This window comes from Gulosibacter sp. (genome assembly GCF_052090685.1).
In the GTDB taxonomy this organism is placed as follows: Bacteria; Actinomycetota; Actinomycetes; order Actinomycetales; family Microbacteriaceae; genus Gulosibacter.
Genome location: NZ_JBQDBE010000004.1, coordinates 49,875 through 63,752, shown reverse-complemented (window position 1 = coordinate 63,752; position 13,878 = coordinate 49,875). Strand labels below are relative to the sequence as shown.

The 13,878-nt window shown below is 60.2% G+C and carries 13 protein-coding genes and 1 tRNA gene; 4 read left to right on the top strand and 10 right to left on the bottom strand.

Translation table 11 applies throughout. From position 1 onward, the window contains the following. Positions 1 to 32 precede the first annotated feature (32 nt). The 3 genes from ACTHXA_RS03625 to ACTHXA_RS03615 all read right to left on the bottom strand — a co-directional run bounded on the left by ACTHXA_RS03625 (position 33) and on the right by ACTHXA_RS03615 (position 2,647). Entirely contained in the window at positions 33 to 878 is an 846-nt protein-coding gene (locus tag ACTHXA_RS03625; RefSeq protein WP_441669436.1) for a methylenetetrahydrofolate reductase, read from the bottom strand. Between the two features lie 173 nt (positions 879 to 1,051). Then, on the bottom strand, positions 1,052 to 1,960 hold the full coding sequence (gene purU, locus ACTHXA_RS03620; protein WP_441669434.1) for a formyltetrahydrofolate deformylase: 909 nt from the start codon (positions 1,958 to 1,960) through the stop codon (positions 1,052 to 1,054). A 357-nt stretch (positions 1,961 to 2,317) separates the two neighbouring features. Beyond that, entirely contained in the window at positions 2,318 to 2,647 is a 330-nt protein-coding gene (locus ACTHXA_RS03615; protein WP_441669432.1) for a hypothetical protein, read from the bottom strand. Positions 2,648 to 2,699: 52 nt separating this feature from the next. Between ACTHXA_RS03615 and ACTHXA_RS03610 the strand changes: the two genes are divergently transcribed. The 3 genes from ACTHXA_RS03610 to ACTHXA_RS03600 all read left to right on the top strand — a co-directional run bounded on the left by ACTHXA_RS03610 (position 2,700) and on the right by ACTHXA_RS03600 (position 4,307). Further along, positions 2,700 to 3,227 (top strand): helix-turn-helix domain-containing protein, encoded by a 528-nt coding sequence (locus ACTHXA_RS03610; RefSeq protein WP_441669430.1) that lies wholly within the window; start codon positions 2,700 to 2,702, stop codon positions 3,225 to 3,227. Beyond that, positions 3,224 to 3,775 carry a PIN domain-containing protein gene (locus ACTHXA_RS03605; protein ID WP_441669428.1) on the top strand — a complete coding sequence of 184 codons (552 nt, stop codon included), beginning with the start codon at positions 3,224 to 3,226 and terminating at the stop codon, positions 3,773 to 3,775. Before ACTHXA_RS03610 ends, ACTHXA_RS03605 begins: the two co-directional genes overlap by 4 nt. A 142-nt stretch (positions 3,776 to 3,917) precedes the next feature. Further along, on the top strand, positions 3,918 to 4,307 hold the full coding sequence (locus tag ACTHXA_RS03600) for a TetR/AcrR family transcriptional regulator (RefSeq protein ID WP_441669631.1): 390 nt from the start codon (positions 3,918 to 3,920) through the stop codon (positions 4,305 to 4,307). On the opposite strand, the gene ACTHXA_RS03595 is transcribed toward ACTHXA_RS03600, so the two are convergent. The 5 genes from ACTHXA_RS03595 to ACTHXA_RS03575 all read right to left on the bottom strand — a co-directional run bounded on the left by ACTHXA_RS03595 (position 4,304) and on the right by ACTHXA_RS03575 (position 8,673). Further along, positions 4,304 to 6,136 (bottom strand): choice-of-anchor G family protein, encoded by a 1,833-nt coding sequence (locus ACTHXA_RS03595; RefSeq protein WP_441669426.1) that lies wholly within the window; start codon positions 6,134 to 6,136, stop codon positions 4,304 to 4,306. The two genes, ACTHXA_RS03600 and ACTHXA_RS03595, sit on opposite strands and share 4 nt — an antisense overlap. Beyond that, positions 6,133 to 6,903, bottom strand: coding sequence for a hypothetical protein (locus tag ACTHXA_RS03590; RefSeq protein WP_441669424.1), 771 nt, complete (start codon positions 6,901 to 6,903; stop codon positions 6,133 to 6,135). The genes ACTHXA_RS03595 and ACTHXA_RS03590 overlap by 4 nt, the downstream gene beginning before the upstream one ends. 11 nt (positions 6,904 to 6,914) lie before the next feature. Continuing rightward, a complete protein-coding gene (locus ACTHXA_RS03585) occupies positions 6,915 to 7,436 on the bottom strand; it encodes a signal peptidase I (protein WP_441669422.1) in 522 nt (173 codons plus the stop codon). A gap of 22 nt (positions 7,437 to 7,458) precedes the next feature. Continuing rightward, positions 7,459 to 8,148: a SipW-dependent-type signal peptide-containing protein gene (locus ACTHXA_RS03580; RefSeq protein ID WP_441669420.1), complete on the bottom strand. Its 690-nt coding sequence runs from the start codon at positions 8,146 to 8,148 to the stop codon at positions 7,459 to 7,461. 435 nt (positions 8,149 to 8,583) lie between these two features. Then, positions 8,584 to 8,673: transfer RNA gene (locus ACTHXA_RS03575), tRNA-Ser, on the bottom strand. A 120-nt stretch (positions 8,674 to 8,793) separates the two neighbouring features. Between ACTHXA_RS03575 and radA the strand changes: the two genes are divergently transcribed. Next, positions 8,794 to 10,161: a DNA repair protein RadA gene (radA, locus tag ACTHXA_RS03570; RefSeq protein ID WP_441669418.1), complete on the top strand. Its 1,368-nt coding sequence runs from the start codon at positions 8,794 to 8,796 to the stop codon at positions 10,159 to 10,161. On the opposite strand, the gene ACTHXA_RS03565 is transcribed toward radA, so the two are convergent. Together ACTHXA_RS03565 and ACTHXA_RS03560 are read right to left on the bottom strand one after the other, a co-directional pair. Next, positions 10,158 to 10,817: a hypothetical protein gene (locus tag ACTHXA_RS03565; protein WP_441669416.1), complete on the bottom strand. Its 660-nt coding sequence runs from the start codon at positions 10,815 to 10,817 to the stop codon at positions 10,158 to 10,160. The two genes, radA and ACTHXA_RS03565, sit on opposite strands and share 4 nt — an antisense overlap. 235 nt (positions 10,818 to 11,052) lie before the next feature. Then, entirely contained in the window at positions 11,053 to 13,728 is a 2,676-nt protein-coding gene (locus tag ACTHXA_RS03560) for a 5'-nucleotidase C-terminal domain-containing protein (RefSeq protein ID WP_441669414.1), read from the bottom strand. Between the last annotated feature and the right edge of the window lie 150 nt (positions 13,729 to 13,878).

The following is a 13,878-nucleotide window of genomic DNA, read 5'->3' as shown; positions in this document are numbered from 1 at the left end:
GAACGGTTGTGGTTTTGGGTGTGGTTGCGCGGTTAGCGCAGGTAGTTTGCGGCCCACTCCGAGGTCGCGGCGACCCCGCCGAAGGTGTAAAAGTGGATGCCCACATCACCGTGGATCTTCGGGTCAAGCTGACTACCGAGCGTTTCGATGAGCTTGTCGGGGCCGGCGGTACCCATGAGGTTCGTGAGCGAAAAGCCGTACTTCTTCACAATGCCCGCGCTCGAGGCGACCCCGAAACGCCGCGCAAAGTTGAGCAGCCGCTTCACGCCGGCCGGCCCCGGCAGCCCCACGCGAATCTTCGAGTCGATACCGCGCTCCCGGACAGCCGCGATCCACTGCAAAATCGGCTCCTCGTCAAAGCCGAATTGCGTGAGGATATTTGCGGGGAGCCCCTGTGCGGCGAGCGATCGTGACTTCTTGTCAAGTTCTTGCCAGAGCACTTCGGTGGCGATATCGGGGTGACCCTCGGGGTATCCGCCGATACTCACGTGCTCGACACCGTATTCGGGCAGGATTCCAGTCTCGATCACGTCGAAGGATGACCCATACGGACCCTCGGGCGTCGCGGGGTCTCCCCCGACAACGAAGAGTTGCTTCGTCGCACCGACTTCCTGCAGTGCCGAGAGCGATTCGCGCAGCTCGGCCTCACTCTTCAATCTGCGAGCTGCGATATGGGGCACCGGGGTGAGCCCCGCATCCAATACCGCCTTGGCGCTTTCCACCCGCTGCTCCAGGCTTTCGGTCGCGAGAAACGTGACGTTCACGCGCGTGCCCGGCGCGAGCTGGGATGCGGCCGCGGGCACCTCGGGAAGGTCGCGGGCGGTCATTTCAATCGAGTAGTCCTGCAGCAATTGTGCTGCGGGGTGCGTTGCGAGCATGGGGCGGTTTCCTTCGGGACGACGTTGTCGGGTGTGGGTGTGATTGCTGCTGTGCGGTTTGTGTGGAACTTAGCCTCGTGGCCCGTGGGGCTGGGCTACCGATAGGACTGTGTGGCCGTGGTTCCGTGGGACGAAGCTTCGCGGCTCGGTGATGCGACTTCGCGGGTCACCGTTCAGTGCGAGAACACCACGGTTTCATGACCGTTGAGCATGACGCGGTCTTGGCAGTGCCAGCCGACAGCGCGGGCAAGCACTTGCCGTTCCACGTCGGCGCCGCGGCGCTGAAGGTCGGAAGCGGTGTCGGCGTGCGTGACCCGTACGACATCCTGGTCGATGATTGGACCTTCGTCGAGGTCCGCGGTGACGTAATGGGCGGTCGCTCCGATGAGCTTCACGCCGCGCTCCTTCGCCTTGCGGTACGGCGCGGCACCGATGAACGCGGGAAGGAACGAGTGGTGGATGTTGATGATGGGCGCACCGATCTCGTCGAGGAGGTCTGATGAGAGGATCTGCATGTACCGCGCGAGCACTACGAGATCGACGTTGCCCTTCAGGAGCTTCAGTATTTCTTGTTCCGCTTTGGACTTATCGCCGTCCGGGGATGCGGGTACGTGGAAGAACGGGACGCCGAATTGCCGCACGTCGTTGGCGACGTCGACGTGGTTCGAGATCACCATCGAGACGGTCATTGGGATGTCGCCGCGGCGTTGGCGCCACAGGAGGTCGAGCAGGCAGTGGTCTGCCTTCGATGCGAGGATCGCGACGCGCTTGAGGTTGCTGCTCGGAACGAGTTGCCACTCGAGTCCGAGGCCGTTCGCAACTGTGCGGTCGAGCGCCTCTTCGAGTGCTTCGCGCTTGCCTTCGAAGTCATTGACCGTGAACACGGTGCGCTGGAAGAAGTTGCCGCCGAGCGGGTCGTCGCTGTACTGGTCGAGCGAGACGATGTTCGCTTCGAAGTCGGTGAGCACACTAGAGATGTCGGTGACTAGTCCCTGGCGGTCGGAACCACTTACGAGCAGAGTCGCTTGGTCACGGCGAACTATTTCGGGAAGTGTGCCGGTAATCGGTTGCGTTGCGGTCATTACTTCTCCTCGTTCAAACGAAAAGTGGTGGGCGGCGGTTGCGCCTCATGGCAAAGCTGCATTGCCTCCCAATGAAACTGCACCGCTTCGTGCATAGTTTCAGGCTACTGAAACTATGCACGAGTGTCAACTACCTGAAACCTTTTGTGCTCTGCCCCGCTCCGCTCTGCCCTACCGCGCCCTGTCCCGCCCTGCTCCCGCTCCGCTCTGCCTTGCTCTGCTCCCGCCCTGCCCCGCTCACCTCGCCTCATCTGGCCCCGCCCCGCCCCGCTCACCTCATCCCGCCCCCGCCCCACTCACCTCAGCCCGCGTCGCTTCACCCCGCTTCTCATCACCGAGTACCACCCGAAACGTGTCTTACCACTTTCCTGAAAGTAGTAAACCGCGTTTCAGGTGGTCACCAGTTGGCTGAACTTCGACTCGTGCGCCGCCATGAAGCGAAATCGATGGGTGATTAACGACGCTCAAGAGCGAGAGCAACAAACCGATCGCCGATGCGGTGATGCCAGCAGTCGCGTGAGCACCGTGCATTCTCGCGCGCAGCCCTGCATTCAGACCAAACGCTGCGACAACAACACTGATCGGGTTAAGCGGGACCGTAATGAATACAAGCATCCCTTCGTACGGATTCTCGCCACCGAGAGTCAGGAGCATCACAAAGCAGACCAAGCCTCTCTTGGAAAGCATCAACTTCACTTCGTGTTCGATTTTTTCGTTTCACCTGAGTAAGCTTGATGATATGAGCACCTCGACAGACACACCACGCGGTGCCCGCAAGGCACAGACATACCTGCCGGAAGCCGCCGCGCACGAAGAAATCCTCAACTTCGCTGAGTTTATGCGCAAGCTTGAGGCTCACCTCGCGCAGCACTCATCACAGGCAGCGCTCGTCGACCCTGATGGCAACGGACGCCCCATCCCTGACGGGATCTTCCGCGTCCTCGAGCAGGTGACGAATGCACTCGCCGCAGGCGAGGGCATCACTGTTGTCCCACAGGGCATGACGATGACGACGCAGCAGGCCGCTGACTTCCTCGGCATCAGCCGGCCAACACTGGTCCGACTCCTCGAGGCTGGCGAAATCGAATATGACAAGCCCGGTCGCCACCGCCGTGTACGACTTGAAGATCTAATCGACTACCAGGAGAACTTCCGCGCCGAGCGCCGAACTAAGTTGCGCGAGTTGCAGCGCGCCAATCTCGACGCGAAGATCCAGGTCGGTAATCCAGCTGAGGTGAGGCGTCGCGCGGAGCTGGAAGCAGAATGAGTTTTCCAGCGTTCTTCGACACCAACGTTCTCTACGGGGCACTACTGAACGACTTCATCCTCGAACTTGCTGATCGCGGCCTGTTCCGACCACTGTGGTCAAAGGACGTCCTCTTCGAATTATCGAAGAACTTGGTCAAGAACGGCGAGGAACCAACGTTGGTAGAGAAACGTGTCGGCACCCTGGAGCGATACTTCCAGGATGCGATGGTCTCCGGCTACGACGACTTGGTACCAACGATGACAAACAGCCAGAAGGATCGGCACGTTCTCGCCGCTGCAGTCCGCGGTGGTGCAGAAGTGCTCGTCACCTTCAATCTCACGGATTTCCCAGAAGCGAGCGTCCAGCCATTCGACCTCGACGTCGTCCATCCTGACGACTTCCTCCTCGACCAGCTCGACCTCTACCACGCACCTACGCTCCGCACCCTTGTCGAACTCGTCAACGGTTACGACTCACCTGCGATGACTCTCGATGACTTCCTACTCGCTCTCACGCGCGCCGGAGTTCCGCGGTTTGTCGATGCGGCTAGATCAAAACTGTACTGAGCATCTATAGAGCGCACGCGCCAAGGTCAGCTGGCAGCTTCGTACCGATTGGAGCATGTCGAAGACAGACGAGCACCGTCGTGAACGGATTCCCGAGGCGGCCTATGCCTTACTGCGAGAGCGAGGGTAGCGTCGCGCATCGCTGCTCGAGATGGCCAAGGTGGCTGGCGTCTCGAACCAGACTATGTATCGCCGATACGGAAGCAAGCAGGGACTTTTCAAAGCGCTGATCGAAGCGAACGCGTCGCGGGCGGCAAACACGTTGGATAAAGCTCTTGCTGACGATTCCAGTCCGTCCAGCGCCCATGGCAAAGTCGTGGCAAGAGTTACGCGTTGCCCACGACGCTGCACTGTCTCGCCCGGCCGCCCGCCCCTATCGCCGAGTACCACCCGAAACGCACTGTGCCACTTTCCTGAGGGTAGTAAAGTGCATTTTCGGTGGTCACTCGTGGAGGAATTGGAGTCGCACAGCGAAACTGTGACGAGAACCGGCGCATCCGGCGTACCCAGCACATCCGGCGTATGCCACTAATAGCCCGCGCAAGCCGGATCGGCGAGCGTCACGAGACATCCCGGCCCGACAGAGCCTCTCCCCAGGTAGAGGCGAACGCCTGCATCACCTACGCCATCGAGCACACCGATCCGAAGCGCTGCGACATCGTATCTGCCTTCTTCCAAGGCCGTCGCCCAGTCGGCAGGCTCAGGATGCCCAACGACAGGCTCGTTCTGCGCGTTGACGGTGATCGAGACAACACCATCCAAGAACAAACCTCGGTAAACCCCGGATACCGCATCGACGACGGGCTGAGTGAGCGCCAGCAAATTGGAGGCAAGTTCCGACTCGAGGATCAAGCCATCCAGTAGCGGACTCACGATTGCTCCAACCGCGGACCCAGCACCAGCAACGATGCCGCTAAGTAACGGATCGAGCAGCAAGTCAAGGATGTCCTGTACCGGCCCCAATAGACCGCCAAGCAGCTTGGCGCTTGCCGCCACGCTTGCATCACCGTTGCGAAAATCTTCGAGCGTGCCGTCAACGCCTATATGAATTTCACCGACTTCGACCGTAACCGGAATGATCAGCAAAGTGTATGTGACCATAAGGTCGACTGACGCGTCCACAGAAATCTCAACCGAATCCACCGCCGAGAAGATTGCGGATGTGACATCACGGGTCCAGTCATCGAGCACCGACCCGAGTGCCGTCGTCAGCGTATTCACCACCAATGGATCATTGAGAATATTCGTGTTTGGGGCGAGTCCGTTGAGCCCATTGCTGTAGTCGTCGGGATACGCCGACGCAAGTAGCGCAGCGGTGTCAATCTGGATTTTGCCGCTGCTCAAGTCAAGGGTGAGAACTCCGTCACTGTCAGTACGTGTCTCAGCCAGCAAAGCTCGAACGTCCCCCAGGTCAATGTCGACTCTTAGGGAATCGACTGCAATTTGCCCGAGGCTCAAGGAATTGTCGGCCCCCAGCAGTGTGTTAAGCAGACCCGTGAGGCCACCAGCGATGCTTTCTAGAGTCCCACTTGACCCGGCAATGTTCTCGACTGCACGTTCCAGATCCTCAACGATTCCTTCGACTCCGACGACAAGTGACCCCACAGTCGGGGCATTGAGCACCACGTCAAGTGAAGAGGCAAGGTATTCACGGTCCAAAGTTGAGGCCAGATCCCCGCCCCACGCGTAGTCGCATCCATCGAAATTGGCACGACCTGCGACGGCACCGATTTCGAGCGAGACATCGGCAAGTTCTGTGAGAGCTCCCCCGACCACCGGGTCAATTCCAGAAATCAGATCGGATAGCTGGAGGGTGGCGAGATGAGGATACGTTGGTGAGCCATTGTCTAAGGCAATTCCGCCACTCTCCGTGATGAGCCCACTTGCCCCCGCTGCCAGGCCACTGTCGCTCGCCTGACCGTACTGTCCGACCACTCCCAAGTCATTGTTGAGAGGAAGTTGAAGAATCTCACCGAATTGAAGTTCAAGTGTTTCCAATGTCTCCACAGTGAGCGGATTCGCGTACCCACCATTTCCTGCTGGTTCGACTCCAACAGCATCAACCGGATCGACTCGGGCATCGGTGCCATCATGCGTCACCTCAACCCCCTTCACCTCCGCCACATTGTCGAGATCAACACCGAGCAGTGAGCCGCTGAGGAACTGTCCCTCACCGCGAGTCTGAAACTGCCCAGCGGGAGCGCTGCAGTCGAGAGTTCCGATACGGTCATGAACCCACTCGGACTCGTTCCACGATGCTTCAGTTGCAGTAACGCCGACTTGCGCCGCGAATGCCAAGACAAGGGTGGATGCAAGCGCAGCAACGCTGCGCCCTCGCGTCCGCAAGAACTTTGCAATCACGATGCGGCCTCCGCGTTCACGTCACGTGCGCTGCGGCGCCAGCTTCGGACGCTCACACCCAGCCCGATGAGCCCGAGCGCGAGTATCGCGAGTGCGAAGAGATCGCCACCGGTCCGCGCAAGGTCCCCACCTAATCCCTCACTTTCAGCGCCCGGTACCGAGCTCGCACCTGGGGCCGTGCGATGATCATCCTCACCCGAAGCGTGCAGGCCGATCGAAATAACTCCTTCAGCGTCCGCTGCAATTGCGGGATCCGCTTCAGCCGGAAGTGCGAGTGAGACTCGCAAATTTCGCGGATCCCCCGCGTGGAGATCAGCCAACGTGAATATCTCACCGGCATCCGGCCCGGCGATTTGCGAGACAGCGGTCGTTGGCACGATGACACTTTCCGCACCGGTGCAGGTAGGAGCGACCGTTGCACCCGCATCCCCTTTAAAGGGAACAGAACAGGCGCTCACGGCTGCAGTCAACCCGAGATCGGTGATGAATTCGCCCTCGGCGTGCATCTCCAGGGCCAGCGTTCCTTGGGTTGCATCCGAAAGCGACGCTTCGATAAGCCAATGGGTCTGTTCGCCAGGGCGCACATCCTGCCAGTGAAGCGGAAGCGGGTCGGCGCTCAGCGCGAGTAGGCCCTGCTCACCAGTCTGCGTGACTTCACGAAGCGCAGCTTGCGCGCGATCAGCGGTGAGAAATACACCGAAAACAACGAGTAGCGAAGAGAGCACGACAAAGCACGCCATCGCGCGAGTTCGCACTTTGGCGGTCATCCAGCACCTCACTATTCCGTGGTTACTTCAGCTTTGGATTCGGCCCGTGGAGCCGGCCAGAATGCCCACGTGGCAAGTACACCGACCAGCATGATCATGATTCCCATGCCGAGGGGCGATTGCGCAATCGTGAGCGCGGTTCCGGCTCCCGGGACTGAGAATGTCACCTCTCGAGCTTGGTCAATGACGTAAGGATGCAGGTCTGGCTGAGCATTCGCATCCCCTTGCATCACGATCTCGCGATACCCGCTTTGCTCGCTTTCGCGGATCTCGATCACACGGTGTGTGACCGGCAGCTCCCCTTCTTCGCGCTCGACGGTGATTACATCGTCAATCTCGATCTCTTCGGCCGAAATCGGTAGCGAGACGGCGAGCGCTCCCTGCGGGATGGTGGGGTCCATCGAGCCAGTGCGGAAGATTACAAGCGTGGCTCCAGTGGATGCTGAGTACACAAACCAGCCGCCCACGAGCAGCGCCGCCAAGACCACAAGAACCGTGGCGGCGCTCCCCAGTACGCGTAAAATTCGACGCATTTTGCGTTGTTCGCGGTGCGTCTTAGTTCTCAGTCTCGGATTCCGACGCAAACTCCCATGTCGGAGCGATCGTGCGCCCTTGAAGGTCATCGCTCGCATCCGCCGGAAGGGTAAGGGTAAAGCAGTAGTGCTGGGTGGATGCGGCTTCGGCGTCGAGCGACTGGGTTTGAGCTGCCGTGTCGTCGAGACCATCGATTCCGTCTATCGCGGTCCAGTTGCCGGTGCCTACCGTTGCAGCGTCACACGTCGGCCGAGTGTCCGGGGTGACGTTGCTCGTGTACACGGTCACCTCAATTGCATCCCAAAGAAGACCACCTGTGTCCTCCGCAGTGACTCCGGGTGCACTCACCGCTGGTTGGAGCGTGACCGTTCCCGCCACCGAGTCGGCAGTGGTCCGCAGCGAGACCGGGGCATAGATCGTGTCGCCAGGAGTCAGTGCAAGTGGGCTCATCGCGAAGGTAAGGGCGTTACCGGGCGAAGTCTCGGAATCGCCGAAATCCGCCGCTTCAAGTTCGTTCGCAGGCATGGCGTTCTGCTGAACTTCAAACTCTGATGTACCAATACCTGCCTCGCCCTCCAGCAGACCATTCACCCACTCCGAGTCGTTCCAGGTGGCAAGCGTGAACGTGGCGCCGATTCCGATGATGACGGCGCCGGCAGTGATTGCTGCTACTTTGCCAGCTTTACGTGGCCGAGCTTTTTCGGTGGACATGTATTCCTTCTCTCTGAACTAACAAACTGGAAGGTCGAAAAAATGTGCGCGAATCATCTCAGCTGCGGACGAGACGGAACTTCTCTGAGCAGCTTCTTTTGCCAGGAAACTTGGTGACTGCGGTAGTTATGCGACCTTTGACGAAAGAACTTCGATTTGTGCGCACACGATGAGCACACCTGAGTATCGTAAACCCTTTTTGGCACCGAGGGACAGAAGTTGCACGATGTAACTCGTAATTCCGGGTTAGAGACAGTCTGAACGATTCGCCTACGGCCGAATCTGGAGCGCTGTATCGAACGAACCGATGACACCCGGTGACCATCCACGCTTATCTGCCCATCAGTCAGATCAAGTTCAACCCGCAGCCATCACTCCAGGCATGACCAAAGCCCCGACTTCGTTGCAATACTGCGGAAGTCGGGGCTTCTAACTTGGCGGTGACGGTGGGATTTGAACCCACGGTGGAGTTGCCCCCACACAACATTTCGAGTGTTGCACCTTCGGCCGCTCGGACACGTCACCGCGGACAAGTATACGGGCACACCCCCGCTTCAGCGCAAATTGAACGGCACATGAATTTCAAGACCCGAATTGTGTGAGTCCCGAACGGTCGATGTCGGTGGCTCGACATACCCTTACGGCATGCCTCCGAAGAGTAAGTCCCGAGCCAAACCCGCATTCGTATGCACCGAGTGTGGCTATGAGGCTGTCAAGTGGGTGGGCCGCTGCCCCGAGTGCCAAACCTGGGGAACTATCGAAGAGCGCGGCGCGACCGCGAAGGGCGTGCACTTTCAGGCGACCACCGCCAAGCCCACTACAAGCGCCCGACCGATCACTGAAGCGACCGGCGCAGACGCAAACCATCTCCCGGTGGGCATCGGCGAGTTTGATCGAGTGCTCGGCGGCGGCATCGTTCCGGGCGCGGCGATCCTCCTGTCGGGCGAGCCCGGCGTTGGCAAATCGACGCTGTTGATCGAGGTGGCTTCCCGGGTGGCAGCAACGGGCGCGAAAGTCTTGTACATCAGCGCCGAAGAGTCAGTGAACCAGGTACGGATGCGGGCGGCACGGACCAACGCCCTGCAACCCACGCTTTTCCTCGCTAATGAGACCGACCTGGGTACCGTGCTCGGACATGTCGAGGAGGTCGACCCCGCGCTACTCATCGTCGACTCGGTGCAGACAGTCTCGTCGAGTGAAGTCGATTCACTCGCCGGCCAGCCGAGCCAGGTGCGGACGGTCGCATCCACCCTGGTCCGCGTCGCGAAGGAACGTGAGCTGCCCACGATTATCGTTGGCCATGTCACGAAGGACGGTAATGTCGCGGGTCCGCGATTGCTCGAGCACCTCGTCGATGTTGTGGCACACATTGAGGGCGATCGGCAGACGGCACTCCGATTCGTGCGAACGCTCAAGAACCGCTTTGGCCCGACGGATGAAGTGGGGTGTTTCGAGATGGAAGGTGACGGCATGAACGAAGTGCCTGATCCCTCAGCGCTCTTCATCAGCGAACGCGACAATGCGGTTGCGGGTTCTTGCGTGACGATGTCACTCGAAGGGCGACGCGCGCTCCCCGTCGAGATCCAGGCACTGGTCGTTGGCACGCAAGCGCCGAACCCGAGACGCGTGGTAAACGGTGTGGAAGGCAGCCGCGTCGCGATGGTGTTGGCCGTACTAGAACGTCGAATCGGGTTGCCGATGGGAAAATTTGATGTCTACGTCTCAACAAGTGGCGGCGTCCGCGTCACCGAACCCGCAGCCGATCTCGCAATCGCGCTTGCCATTGCCAGCGCCTACCAAGATCGACCGGTGCTGCAACGCGCGGTGGTCTTCGGAGAGGTCAGCCTCGTCGGAGAGATTCGTGGGGTCACGTCCGAGCGCCAGCGAGTGAGCGAGGCAGCCCGCCTTGGGTTTACCGCTCCGGTTGGTCCGGGTACCGGCAGTGTTCGGGATGCGCTCGGGCTCGCGCTCGTCCCGAAGGATGCGCGTCAGATCAACGGTGGTAGGAGCTAGTTCAGCGTGAAGTAGACCGGTGAGGAAGTGATCCCGCCAACTTTCACGGTGAGGTTGTAGTACGCTCCCCCGCCAACGGCTTCGGGGCGTTCCTCATCCTCACAGGTGCTCGTGCTGGAACGTTCGCGTTCCCACGCAAATGCTGGCGCATCCACTTCCTTACCGGGAAGCAACTCAACCACTTGCGAGTCCTCATCCTGCTGGCAGTGGGTCGACACCCAAATCGTGTCGCTGCCAGAAGCCACCGTGTACACCTGCGAAGCTGTGCCGACATCGATGATGCACGACTCATCGGAAGTGTTCTGCAAGTGCACCGAGAACTGCGGATTCACATCCACGTCATAACTTGAGGCGTCGACCACCGCTTCCACGCTCACCTCAGATTCCGTGCACACAGTCGGTGTGGGCTCGACCGTAGGCGTGGGTTCCGGGGCCGGTTCGGATGCGGGCGGCTCAGTTTCTGCAGGCGCCGCCTCTTCGGTCTCTTCCTGAGTCGCCGATGGCTGCGTGGTCGCATCCGGGTCTTCGCCACCGCCGGCGAGTGCGCTAATCAGCCACCACAACAGCGCGATCACGACGATGAGCGCAATCAGCACAACCAGCCGTCGCCGCCGATAGACGGCGGCGCTGGGTTTGCTGCTCTGGTTCCCGCTCATGCCATCAGGGTACGGAAGCATCAGCGGTCAGGACCGAAGGCACACCGAGGAACCCCACGCATCCGGGCAGCTACCTCACCCCGGCAACACTGCACACCGCACACCGCACACCAACCGTGGCAACGAGCAAGTGGACACCACCGTCCGGAAAACCACACTGCGGCTCGCATCCCAGTGGATGCGAGCCGCAGTGTGTCTATCGAGCGTTAGCCTCGAGCGCTAGGAGTTCTAGAGCTTAGGCGTTGCGCTGGCGACGGATCAGCATGAAGGTTGCTCCGAGTGCGAGCGCGGCTGCAGCAGCTGCGAGGACACCGAAGATCAGGTTACTGTCGGCACCGGTCTGAGCGAGATTGTCGTCACCCGATGCGTCGTCGCTACCCGAAGCACTGTCGTCACCGGATGCGCTGTCATCACCCGATGCGTCGTCGCTACCGGCGGCGCTGTCGTCACCCGAAGCGCTGTCATCGCCGGATGCGCTGTCGTCACCCGATGCACTGTCGTCACCGGTTGCGTCGTCATCGCCAGTTGCGTCGTCGCCGACGGTGAACTCGGTGGATGCGGTCACGTCACCCTGAGTTGCGGTGATGACGTACTTGCCCTCAGGGAAGGGGAGGTTAGTCGCGGTGGTTTCACCGGTCTCAGCGTCGTACTCTTCCCAAACGAGGATGTCACCGAAGACACCTTCATCGTTGGTTGCAACACCGTCGAGCGAGGTTTCTTCGCCACCGGGCAGGGTCACGGTGATCGCAACTGGAGTGTTTGCTTCCCAGTTTGCACCGGCGTATTCAACACCTTCAGCCGACTCTTCTACCGAGTAGTTCTTCTTCTCGGTCGTGACGTACGGTGCGCTCTGCTCAACCTCGATCGGCAGCTGTACTGCCGAGCCCGAGGGGTTCGCGGTGAGGGTGAGGGTGTGGGCACCGGTTGCGACCTCAGCCGGGATGGTGATGGTGATCTCAGCGTTGGTGAGTTCGCCATTCGCGGTGTTACCGGTGATTTCAGCGGTGCCAACCTCGACGTCACCAATGGATGCGACGAGCTCGGTGTTCGCGATGAACTCGAGCGAGTGCAGGTCGACGTCCGAGACGGTAAAGGTGTGCGATTCGCCCTGGCCAACAACCGGGGTTGCGCCCTCTTCGCCGAAGTAGCCGTTGACGTTGAAGCCGTTGCGGGTCTGCTCAGGAACGAGTTCGGTGTTCTCAAGCGACTCGACGTACTCGATGAATGCCGAGAGGTCTACCGAACCGGTGTCGAACTTCTCGACAGCGTTGTTGAGCGAGAAGAAGTTGTCGCCGCCTGCTGCGAGGAAGGAAGGCATCACGACGGTGTACACGGTTTCGTCGGCGAGTGGCTCGCCATCGATGTATACCGAGGTGATGTGGCTGCCTTGAGTCGTCTTCGGGTCGTCCGTGATCGCACCCGAGTAGGTGTAGTTCACGTTCGACGAGATGCCGAGCTGGAGGTACGGACGGCTCGGCACTTCGCCGTTTTCGTCGACCTGCCACTGCTCTTCAAGCACGTTCTTGAGTTCAGCGCCGGTGATCGAAACCACCGAGAGGTTGTTCACGAAAGGAAGCACCATCTGTGCATCCTTGTAGGTGAGGACACCGTCGCCGTCGATGTCGGCGCGAAGACCACCGGGGTTCATGATCGAAAGGTCAGCACCAATTTCGGTGTTGCCGTTCGCCCACACAACCATCGAGTCGGCAACGACGCTACCGAGGGTCGATTCCTGGGCACGGTCGTCACCCTGAGCTGCGCCGTTCTCCCAGATGTATGCGCGCGAGATGTCGTCGTTGACGACGCCAACCTGCTCGGCGCCAAGTACTTCGGCCTCTTCCAGAGCCGCTGCGCGAATGGCTGCAACAGCCTCGTACGTGGTTGCGGCTGCGCCCTCGAAGGTCGATGCGTCTACGCGAGGCGCGGTTGCGTCTGCGTTCTCTGGCGTAGGCGCAGGTACGAAGGTGTCCACGATCGACGACGAGGATGCGGAGACGTTGCCTTCGCTGTCGATGTCGAGCACGACCTGGCCGAGAGCCTCGGCGTACTGGCCAGCCTGAATGATCGGGCGGCCTTCGTGCTCGTAGTTGTACGTCTGGTGCGTGTGGGCGTTGAAGATTACGTCGACTTCTTCAGCGGTGTCGTTGGCGATTTCCGCGAACGTTGCGTTGCTGAGGTTCGAGCCAATGGGGCCGCTCGTCGGGCCGCCCTCGTGGTACGACGCCACGATGACATCGGCTTCGCCGTTCGAGTCATCGCCGTCGCTCAGGAGCGCTGCGTATTCGTTGACTGCGGCAACCGGGTTACCGAAAGTGAGTCCCTGGATTCCATCGGGGCTGACGCCAGACGGGGTCGACGCGGTAACCGCACCAATAACGCCAACCGAAACGCCGTTGACCTCGTAGATCTTGAACGGGTCGAGAGCCTGCGAGCCGTCTTCCTTCGTGACGTTTGCTCCGAGCAGGTGACCGAAGTCGTTCTGAATCGCGAGCGCGTCATTGACGTCGTTATCAGCAATGTCATAGCCGGCGTCAAATTCGTGGTTACCTGCGGTGAAAGCGTCAACACCGAGTGCCTTGAGTGCGTCGCGCGTGGGAACGTCGGCAGCAACCGAAGATTCGAACTCGGAGGCGCCAACCTGGTCACCGTTCGAGACGATCAGCGTGTTCTCTGCGCCGAATGGCTCCTGAACGTCAAGGACGTTCGCGGCGAATGCATCAGCGAGCGTGATGCGACCGTGGAAGTCGTTGAAGCCGATCAGGTTAATCTGCGTCGAGCCGTCGGTCGGCAGAATCGGCTGACCGTCGGTGATTGGTGCTGCCTGTGCTGGGAGCACAAGACCTGTGAACGCCAGCGCGCAACCGGCGGCGGCTGCGACACCACCCTTCACAAACTTGGATACCTGAGCCACGTGGCCCTCCTTGATGTGTTTGAGACGAAACGCTCATGACCTTCTCAGCCAAAGGTAACGAACGGGTAAATCACGCACGCTTTTTCCAAATTAATGTGGCGGCGAATCACCACCCCGCATCCCGTCAACGCACCCCAGCGCAGCCCCGCG

What these genes read in the sequence shown, in the direction of transcription:
- radA (WP_441669418.1), top strand. Translation starts at nt 8,794, where the DNA reads ATGCCTCCGAAGAGTAAGTCCCGAGCCAAACCCGCATTCGTATGCACC.
- ACTHXA_RS03610 (WP_441669430.1), top strand. Translation starts at nt 2,700, where the DNA reads ATGAGCACCTCGACAGACACACCACGCGGTGCCCGCAAGGCACAGACA.
- ACTHXA_RS03605 (WP_441669428.1), top strand. Translation starts at nt 3,224, where the DNA reads ATGAGTTTTCCAGCGTTCTTCGACACCAACGTTCTCTACGGGGCACTA.
- purU (WP_441669434.1), bottom strand. Translation starts at nt 1,960, where the DNA reads ATGACCGCAACGCAACCGATTACCGGCACACTTCCCGAAATAGTTCGC.
- ACTHXA_RS03625 (WP_441669436.1), bottom strand. Translation starts at nt 878, where the DNA reads ATGCTCGCAACGCACCCCGCAGCACAATTGCTGCAGGACTACTCGATT.
- ACTHXA_RS03585 (WP_441669422.1), bottom strand. Translation starts at nt 7,436, where the DNA reads ATGCGTCGAATTTTACGCGTACTGGGGAGCGCCGCCACGGTTCTTGTG.
- ACTHXA_RS03580 (WP_441669420.1), bottom strand. Translation starts at nt 8,148, where the DNA reads ATGTCCACCGAAAAAGCTCGGCCACGTAAAGCTGGCAAAGTAGCAGCA.
- ACTHXA_RS03590 (WP_441669424.1), bottom strand. Translation starts at nt 6,903, where the DNA reads ATGACCGCCAAAGTGCGAACTCGCGCGATGGCGTGCTTTGTCGTGCTC.
- ACTHXA_RS03615 (WP_441669432.1), bottom strand. Translation starts at nt 2,647, where the DNA reads ATGCTTTCCAAGAGAGGCTTGGTCTGCTTTGTGATGCTCCTGACTCTC.
- ACTHXA_RS03565 (WP_441669416.1), bottom strand. Translation starts at nt 10,817, where the DNA reads ATGAGCGGGAACCAGAGCAGCAAACCCAGCGCCGCCGTCTATCGGCGG.